The 7,537-nt window shown below is 69.1% G+C and carries 11 protein-coding genes; 6 read left to right on the top strand and 5 right to left on the bottom strand.

Going from position 1 to position 7,537, the window contains the following annotated elements; all coding sequences use genetic code 11:
* Positions 1 to 631, top strand: a 631-nt coding sequence (locus tag J0695_RS37815) for a TerD family protein (RefSeq protein ID WP_206969342.1), incomplete at its 5' end; no start/stop codon positions are given.
* Here J0695_RS37815 and J0695_RS37810 read toward each other — a convergent pair.
* Complete coding sequence (locus J0695_RS37810; RefSeq protein ID WP_206969341.1) at positions 606 to 1,811, bottom strand: FAD-dependent oxidoreductase; 1,206 nt, start codon at positions 1,809 to 1,811, stop codon at positions 606 to 608. The genes J0695_RS37815 and J0695_RS37810 overlap by 26 nt on opposite strands.
* Before the next feature lie 105 nt (positions 1,812 to 1,916).
* On the opposite strand from J0695_RS37810, the gene J0695_RS37805 reads away from it, so the two are divergent.
* A complete protein-coding gene (locus J0695_RS37805; RefSeq protein WP_206969340.1) occupies positions 1,917 to 2,561 on the top strand; it encodes a TetR/AcrR family transcriptional regulator in 645 nt (214 codons plus the stop codon).
* On the opposite strand, the gene J0695_RS37800 is transcribed toward J0695_RS37805, so the two are convergent.
* A complete protein-coding gene (locus J0695_RS37800; protein ID WP_206969335.1) occupies positions 2,525 to 3,133 on the bottom strand; it encodes a cysteine peptidase family C39 domain-containing protein in 609 nt (202 codons plus the stop codon). The genes J0695_RS37805 and J0695_RS37800 overlap by 37 nt on opposite strands.
* A complete protein-coding gene (locus tag J0695_RS37795) occupies positions 3,130 to 4,341 on the bottom strand; it encodes a pyridoxal phosphate-dependent aminotransferase (protein ID WP_206969334.1) in 1,212 nt (403 codons plus the stop codon). Before J0695_RS37795 ends, J0695_RS37800 begins: the two co-directional genes overlap by 4 nt.
* Positions 4,342 to 4,429: 88 nt before the next feature.
* Here J0695_RS37795 and J0695_RS37790 point away from each other — a divergent pair, with 88 nt between their 5' ends.
* From J0695_RS37790 to J0695_RS37780, 3 genes are read left to right on the top strand one after another with little or no spacing between them, the layout of a single operon-like run.
* Positions 4,430 to 5,035: a winged helix-turn-helix transcriptional regulator gene (locus tag J0695_RS37790; RefSeq protein ID WP_206969333.1), complete on the top strand. Its 606-nt coding sequence runs from the start codon at positions 4,430 to 4,432 to the stop codon at positions 5,033 to 5,035.
* 31 nt (positions 5,036 to 5,066) lie between these two features.
* Positions 5,067 to 6,032 (top strand): aldo/keto reductase, encoded by a 966-nt coding sequence (locus tag J0695_RS37785; RefSeq protein WP_206969331.1) that lies wholly within the window; start codon positions 5,067 to 5,069, stop codon positions 6,030 to 6,032.
* 56 nt (positions 6,033 to 6,088) lie between these two features.
* Positions 6,089 to 6,247 (top strand): hypothetical protein, encoded by a 159-nt coding sequence (locus J0695_RS37780; RefSeq protein WP_206969329.1) that lies wholly within the window; start codon positions 6,089 to 6,091, stop codon positions 6,245 to 6,247.
* Here the strand turns inward: J0695_RS37780 and J0695_RS44535 are convergent.
* Positions 6,244 to 6,459, bottom strand: a complete 216-nt coding sequence (locus J0695_RS44535; protein ID WP_307798884.1) for a DUF6011 domain-containing protein — start codon at positions 6,457 to 6,459, stop codon at positions 6,244 to 6,246. The genes J0695_RS37780 and J0695_RS44535 overlap by 4 nt on opposite strands.
* Entirely contained in the window at positions 6,456 to 7,034 is a 579-nt protein-coding gene (locus J0695_RS37775) for a TetR/AcrR family transcriptional regulator (RefSeq protein WP_206969328.1), read from the bottom strand. Before J0695_RS37775 ends, J0695_RS44535 begins: the two co-directional genes overlap by 4 nt.
* Before the next feature lie 132 nt (positions 7,035 to 7,166).
* Here J0695_RS37775 and J0695_RS37770 point away from each other — a divergent pair.
* The coding region (locus tag J0695_RS37770) for an MFS transporter (RefSeq protein WP_206969326.1) at positions 7,167 to 7,537 on the top strand (371 nt) is incomplete at its 3' end.

Below are 7,537 nucleotides of genomic sequence, written 5' to 3'. Positions count from 1 at the left end.
GATGCAGCCCTCCTTCCCGGCTCCTGCCGCCCCCGCACCGGCCCCCGGCTCCGGAAAGATCAACCTCGACAAGGGCCGCGTAAGCCTCCAGAAGAACCAGACGGTCTCCCTGGTCAAGGGCGGCCAGCCGCTCCTCACCCAGGTCAAGATGGGCCTCGGCTGGGAGCCCGCGTTCCGGGGCAAGGACATCGACCTGGACGCCTCGGTCATCGCGTACGGCCCCCAGCGCAACCACCTCGAAAGCTGCTACTTCGGCAAGCTCTCGATCCTGAACGGCGCCGTCAAGCACTCCGGCGACAACCTCACGGGCGAGGGCGCGGGTGACGACGAGGTGATCGTGGTCGACCTGGGCCGTATCCCGGCCGAGGCGACGGGCCTGGTCTTCACGGTGAACTCCTTCACGGGGCAGAAGTTCACGGAGGTCGCCAAGGCGTACTGCCGCCTGCTGGACGCGGCGACGGGCGAAGAGCTGGTCCGCTTCGACCTGACGAACACCGAGGCCCAGACGGGCGTGATCATGGCGAAGCTCATCCGCCAGTTCTCCGGCGAGTGGGAGATGACGGCGATCGGGGACTTCGTGAAGTCCCGCACGGTCCGCGGCATGGTCAAGCCGGCGGCCGGAGCGCTGTAGGCACCTGGCAGGCAAGGTCGGTCGCGGCGGCGGAAGCCGGCTGCCGCGACCGCTCCTCCTCGTCGTCCGGGCCGGGCACGTCCAGCAGGGACTCTGCGCCGCCTTCGAGCAGTTGGGCTATGTCGGCCGAGCGCGGGAGCATCGACTTCTCGTAGCCGCGCACGGCGTCGTCGACGGTCGAGGAGCGCACGAGCGAGAGCGCGAGTTCACTGGCGTCGAGCATGGCGAGGTTGACGCCGACGCCGAGCGGCGGCATGAGATGTGCGGCATCCCCGAGGAGCGCCACGCCGGCCGAGTGCTCCCAGGTGTGCGGCACCGGCAGGGCGAGGAGCGGGCGGTCGACGTACGCACCGTCATTGTCGGTGATCATCCGGAGCGTCTGGGGTGACCAGCCCGCGTACGCGCCGAGCAGGTACGCGCGGATGCCCTCGGTGTCGTCGGGGCTGAGCCCCTGCGCCGCGATCCAGTCCGCGGGGACGCGCTGCATGATGTAGACGCGCATGTGGCCGCCGCTGTTCCGCTGCGCGAAGAGGCCACGCTCCCCGTCGGCGGCGTGGGCGCTGCCTTTCCCGACCAGTTCGGAGAGCTCGGGGTGCGCGCTCTCCATGTTGTCGAAGCGCGCTTCGAGGAAGCTGACCCCTGTGTACTGCGGGGTCGCGGAAGACACCGCGGTGCGGACGCGGGAGAAAGCGCCGTCCGCACCGATCACGAGGTCGGCCTCAGCGGCCGTCCCGTCGGTGAACGTCATGGTGCGCGGTCCGTCGGCCGGTCCGCTCACCGATTCGAGAGTGCGCCCCCACTGAACCGTTCCCGCGGCGACCGAGCGCAGCAGGAGATCGCGCAGCTGTCCGCGGTCGATCTCGGGGCGGGCCGTTTCGCCCTCGTCCGGCACATGGTGGGAATGGATGCTTCCCGCCGGGTCCAGGATGCGCATTTCCTGCCCCTCGAACCTGGCGAGGGCGAAGAACTCTTCCAGGAGGCCCGCTTCGCGGAGTGCGAGCTGGCCGTCCTCCTCGTGCAGGTCGAGCGAGCCTCCCTGGTTGCGGGAGTTCGCATCCGGATCACGGTCGTACACGGTCACCGCGATGCCGTGCCGCTGCAGGATACGAGCGCAGGTGAGGCCTCCAGGGCCGGCGCCGATGATGCTGATGCGCGCGTTCGCGGGTGTCGGAGAGTCCACGGTGGATCCCTTTCGTCGGTCGGGGTCCCAGCAAAGCAGAAACGAGTCAATAAGTGCAACCATTCCAGTTTCTGCTTCGTTTCACCCATGAGGTACGGTGACGCCATGACCGACACTCCGGCCGTTGGCCGCCGCGAGCGCAAGAAGGCCGCGACCAGGCAGGCCATCGCCGATGCCGCCCTGGAGCTCTTCCTGGAGCACGGATTCGAACGAGTGAGCGTCCGCGACGTCGCCGAGAAAGCCGACGTATCGACGACGACTCTCTTCGCGCACTTCCCGGCCAAAGAGGCGCTGGTCTTCGACCGCGAAGCGGAAGTCGAGGCCGCACTGACCGCCGCCGTCCGCGAACGGCCCGCGGGTCAGGACGTGGTCGAGGCGCTCCGCGCGCACGCGCTGACGTCCTGGGTGCGGATGGCGTCGGATCCACGGCGGGACGGGTTCACCGCACTGGTGGAACAGACACCCGCACTGCGCGAGTACGGGGAGCGCATGTGGATGCGGCACGCGGGCGCCCTCGGCGCCGCGATCGCGGCGGAACTCGGCCGGGAAACCGACGATCTCGCCTGCTCGGCGCTCGCCCGGTTCGTCCTGGAGATCCCGTCCCTGGCCACGGGCCGGCACCATTCACGCGCGACAGTGGAGACCGTGTTCGATCTGCTGATCCACGGCTGGCAGTCGTCTCGGCACGGGTCGGGTGACAGGCCCGCCCCCGCTCATTCGCCGAAGGACACCCCGCGGCCCGCGAAGTAGCGGGCGAAGTCCTCCAGCGAGAGGTCGGCCGCCCGGGTATCCGGGCCGGTCCCCGACGGGTTGTGGAAGTGGACGCCTCCGGCGGGCGTACGGGCAGTGAGCAGGACCAGGTGTCCGCCCTTGCCCGGGGACGGGTCGTGCGGGCGCCTGATCGCGTAGTGGACCGATGCCATGACCCGGCGCCCCTCGTCGAGGTGGGCCGTGACCTCGTCGAGGGTGAGATGGCGATGGACCGTGGCGGCCACGGCGTGTTCGTTGCGTACGTAATCGGCGAAGGGGGCGTAGATCAGGCCCCGGATCGCACCATCGGGCTCCTCCGTATAGCCGCCGTACTTCAGCGCGCCGTCGCGGAGCGCGAAGAGGTCGGGGGCCGTCTCCCCCAGGACCATCTGCAGACAGGTCACCCCGCAGAGATGGCCGCACCAGCGGGCGTAGTCGGCGAGGGAGGCCGCGCCCGAGGTCTGCCAGTCCGGGTCCGACGCCGGGTCCAGGCCGTCCTCGACGATCGCCCCGACCAGCCCGGGCGACGCGAACTGGGTGCGGACCGGGGCCGCACAGGTGCTGCAGGTCACTGGCGGTATCCGTTCAGGAAGCGGCCGATGCGGCTGATGGCCGCGTCGAGATCGTCGGCGTACGGGAGGGTGAGGATGCGGAAGTGGTCGGGGGTGGGCCAGTTGAAGCCCGTGCCCTGGACCACCTGGATCTTCTCCCGCAGCAGGAGGTCGAGCACGAACTTCTCGTCGTCGTGGATCTTGTGGATCTTGGGGTCGAGGCGGGGGAAGGCGTACAGAGCACCCTTGGGCTTGACGCAGGAGACCCCGGGGATCTCGTTGAGCTTCTCCCAGACCTTGTCACGCTGCTCGTGGAGGCGCCCGCCGGGGGCCGTGAGTTCACGGATGGACTGACGGCCGCCGAGCGCCGCCTGAATGGCGTACTGCGCGGGGGCGTTGGCGCACAGCCGCATCGAGGCGAGCATCGTCAGGCCCTCGATGAAGGACTTGGCGTGCTGCTTGGGGCCGGTGATCAGCAGCCAGCCGGAGCGGAAGCCCGCGACGCGGTAGGTCTTGGAGAGGCCGCAGAAGGTGAGGACCACCAGGTCGGGGGCGAGGGCCGCGGCGCTGTGGTGGACCGCGTCGTCGTACAGGATCTGGTCGTAGATCTCGTCGGCGAAGACCAGCAGACCGTGACGGCGCGCCAGGTCGAGCATGCCCTCGACGATCTCGCGCGGATAGACGGCGCCCGTGGGGTTGTTGGGGTTGATGATGACCATCGCCCTGGTGCGGTCGGTGATCTTCGACGCCATGTCGTCGAGGTCGGGGTACCACTCGGCCTGCTCGTCGCAGAGGTAGTGGACCGCCTTGCCGCCGGCGAGGGTCGTCACCGCGGTCCAGAGCGGGAAGTCCGGTGCGGGGATGAGGACTTCGTCGCCGTCCTCGATCAGGGCCTGCATCGCCATGGAGATCAGCTCGGAGACGCCGTTGCCGAGGAAAACGTCGTCGACGGAGATGTCCGGGATGCCGAGGGCCTCGTAGCGCTGGGCGACCGCGCGGCGGGCGGAGAGGATGCCCCGGGAGTCGGTGTAGCCGTGGGCCTGAGGGAGCATCCGGATCATGTCCTGGACGATCTCCTCGGGTGCCTCGAAACCGAAGAGCGCGGGGTTGCCGGTGTTGAGGCGCAGGACGCTGTGACCCGCCTCCTCCAGCGCGTTGGCCTGCTCGATCACCGGGCCGCGGATCTCGTAACAGACCTCGCTCAACTTGCTCGACTGGCGGAACTCCATGTCGTGGCCCTCCCAGGTCTCACTTGCGTTACTTGGTTTTACCAAGCCTGAGCTTGGAAAGTCCAACTTCTTGTTTAGACTGCGTGCCATGCCACGCCGAAGTTACGACCAGTACTGCGCCGCCGCCCGGGCCCTCGACTCCGTCGGCGACCGCTGGACCCTGCTGATCGTCCGCGAGCTCCTGGCGGGTCCGCGACGCTACACCGACCTGCACGCCGACCTGCCCGGGGTGAGCACGGACGTACTGGCCTCGCGGCTGAAGGACATGGAGCGGGAGGAGCTCGCGACCCGGCGGAAGCTTCCGGCTCCCGCCTCGGCATTCGTCTATGAACTCACCCGGCGCGGACGGGAGTTGCTGCCCGTCCTGACCGCCCTGGCCGAGTGGGGCGCGCCCGCGCTGGCCGAGCGGCGGCCGACGGACGCGGTGCGGGCGCACTGGTTCGCCGTACCGCTGGCACGCCGCCTGGAGGGGCTGGTCGAGGGTCTGGTGGAGGTACACCTCGACGAGGGCGTCTTCCATGTACGGATCGGGGGCGGCGAGCCCCTGTACGGCGACGGACCCGCACCCGGGGCTCCCGATGCCGTACTGACCATGAGTCCCGGCGATTGTCTGGCCGTCGCGGGAGGCGAACTCCCGGCCGAGAAGTTCCTGTTGACTTCGCGTGCGCACGAACACGCAGACTCCGACGCGTAGCCGACAGGGCGACGCGACGGAGGGGTACGGAATGAAGCAGCGAGTGATCGGCGGAGCGGGCAAGGTCAGCGGGCTCTGCCTGGGAGCGATGGGGTTCGGGACCTGGGTGGACGAGAAGACCTCGTTCGCCGTTCTGGACCGCTTCCTGGAGGCCGGCGGCACCTTCATCGACACGGCGGACTGCTACGCGTTCTGGGCGGACGGCGGCAAAGGGCCCGAGAGCGAACTACTGCTCGGGCGCTGGCTGGCGAGCCGCGGGGTGCGCGATCAGGTCGTACTGTCCACGAAGGTCGGCGGACTCCCGACCGGGCCCCTGGACGCATGGCCGGGGAACGCGGAAGGACTCTCCGCGCCGGTGATCCGCAGGCAGGCCGAGGCGAGTCTGCGGAACCTGGGCACCGACCGCATCGACCTGTACTACGCGCACCTGGAGGACCGGGGCACGCCGGTGGAGGAAACGATGGGCGCCTTCGGGGAGTTGGTCGACGCGGGGAAGGTACGGGCACTGGGCTGCAGCAATCTGGCCACCTGGCGGATCGAGAAGTCCCAGGCGGCGGCGAGGGAGCTCGGGGCGACGCCGTACAGCGCGGTCCAGCAGCGGCTGACCTATCTGCGGCCGCGGCCGGGGGCCGACGGCGGTGTCAATCCGTTCGCCACCGATGAGCTGCTCGACTACGTACGCACCGAGCCGGAACTGACGCTGCTCGCCTACTCACCACAGCTCGGCGGCGCGTACTCCAATCCGGCGAAGCCGGTCCCCGCCGAGTACGACCACCCGGACTCGGATGACCGTATCGCCGTGCTGCGCGAAGTGGCCGGTGAGCTGGGCGCGACGGTGAATCAGGTGGTGATGGCGTGGCTGATGCGCGGCGATCCGGCGGTGCTTCCGGTGGTCGGGGCGAGCAGTGTCGGACAGCTGGACGAGAGTCTCGGCGCGCTCGAACTCCAGCTGGGGGATGCGGTGTTCGAACGGTTGGGTTGCTCAGGAAACGCGTGACGGATACCACGTGCAGATGGTGGTTAACTGTCAGTGGCAGGCCGTAACCTTGTTCTATGCCCACCAACCCTTCCGCCTCCGAGGCGAACGACGCCATCAGGCGGTTCGTCGACGCACAGTCGGCGGACAGCGAATGGCCGGCAGAGGACTATGAAGTCCTGCTGGTCGAGTGGGCGGCGGCGATCCGTGCGAGCGGTATCGAGCCCGCCGCCTAGTCCGTCCCCGGCAGTGGATCCTGCGTCACCTCATGACGCCGCGTCCTGATCTCCGGACCCGCCCCCGGATGCATCTTCGCATCGCACGCAGGACCGAGTCCGGTCCTGCGTGAAGCCTTTCCCTTCAGCGGGCGTCCGCACATGCGGCACCGCACCGGGCGGCGTACGCCCTCCGGCGCGGAATCGGGCAGAAGTTCCGTTTCCTGGGTCACCCGGTCAGTGTGACCGAACGGATGCCGTCCAGCATCAGGGACAGATAGCGGCCGACCTGCTGCGGCGTCCCCGTCCCCAGCTCGGTCGCGGTGGCCACCGCATGGGTGAGCCGCAGAAGCTCGGTGGGCTCCAGGTCGGCCCGTACGGCACCCGCCTTCTGCGCGGCGGCGAGGAGATCCGACGCCGCACCCTTGAGACGGCCGCTGCAGACCGAGATCACCGGTGAGCTGCCATCGGTCATCACCTCGCCCAGCAGCGTCTTGAGGCCGCTGAGCCGGATCATCTGCTCGGCCAGGAGCTGGAGCCACTCGGTCAGCAGTTCGCCCGGGGGCCTGTCGGACACGGCGAATTCCAGTGCCCGGTCGGTGAGTTCGTCGATGCTTTCGAGGTAGACCGCTTCGAGAAGGTCGCGCCGGGTCGGGAAGTGCCGGTACAGCGTGCCGGATCCGACGCCCGCGCGCTTGGCGATGTCGTCGAGCGAGGCGTCCGCACCGCGCTCGGCGAAGGCGACCGCGGCCACCTCCAGGAGGCGGTCGTAGTTGCGGCGCGCATCGGCGCGCATCGGCTTGGGCATCGGCGAACTCCTCCTCGTCCTGACACTCCTTGCGAAGCGGGGACCGTCTCCGTATCTTGGCGAGTACTAAACGGAGACAGTCCCCGCTTTCCTCGCGGGCAGTAAGTACTGCCCTCACACCGGGAGTTGAAGATGGCCACCTCGTCCGTCGCCTCACCACCGCAGACATCCGAAGGACCCCTGCAGCGGCCCGGAGTCGTCCTCGCCGTCATCGTCACCGCCTATCTCATGGTCGGCGTCGATTCGACTGTGGTCAATGTAGCGCTGCCCGACATCCAGCAGGACCTCCGCTTCAGCCCGTCAGGGCTCTCCTGGGTCCTCAACGCCTACACCCTCGCCTTCGGCGGGTTACTGCTGCTCGGCAGCCGCGTCGGCGACATCGCCGGCCGCCGCCGCACCCTCACCGCCGGCGCCGCGCTCTTCGCCCTCGCGTCCCTCCTCGGCGGCCTCGCCACCGACTCGGCCTGGCTGCTCGCCGCACGCGCCCTGCAGGGCGTCGGCTC

It is taken from the genome of Streptomyces beijiangensis (assembly GCF_017315755.1).
In the GTDB taxonomy this organism is placed as follows: domain Bacteria; phylum Actinomycetota; class Actinomycetes; order Streptomycetales; family Streptomycetaceae; genus Streptomyces; species Streptomyces beijiangensis.
Note: the sequence above shows the minus strand (reverse complement) of the source record. Positions and strands in the feature narration are given on the sequence as shown.

What these genes read in the sequence shown, in the direction of transcription:
- J0695_RS37805 (WP_206969340.1), top strand. Translation starts at nt 1,917, where the DNA reads ATGACCGACACTCCGGCCGTTGGCCGCCGCGAGCGCAAGAAGGCCGCG.
- J0695_RS37795 (WP_206969334.1), bottom strand. Translation starts at nt 4,341, where the DNA reads ATGGAGTTCCGCCAGTCGAGCAAGTTGAGCGAGGTCTGTTACGAGATC.
- J0695_RS37790 (WP_206969333.1), top strand. Translation starts at nt 4,430, where the DNA reads ATGCCACGCCGAAGTTACGACCAGTACTGCGCCGCCGCCCGGGCCCTC.
- J0695_RS37785 (WP_206969331.1), top strand. Translation starts at nt 5,067, where the DNA reads ATGAAGCAGCGAGTGATCGGCGGAGCGGGCAAGGTCAGCGGGCTCTGC.
- J0695_RS37780 (WP_206969329.1), top strand. Translation starts at nt 6,089, where the DNA reads ATGCCCACCAACCCTTCCGCCTCCGAGGCGAACGACGCCATCAGGCGG.
- J0695_RS37775 (WP_206969328.1), bottom strand. Translation starts at nt 7,034, where the DNA reads ATGCCCAAGCCGATGCGCGCCGATGCGCGCCGCAACTACGACCGCCTC.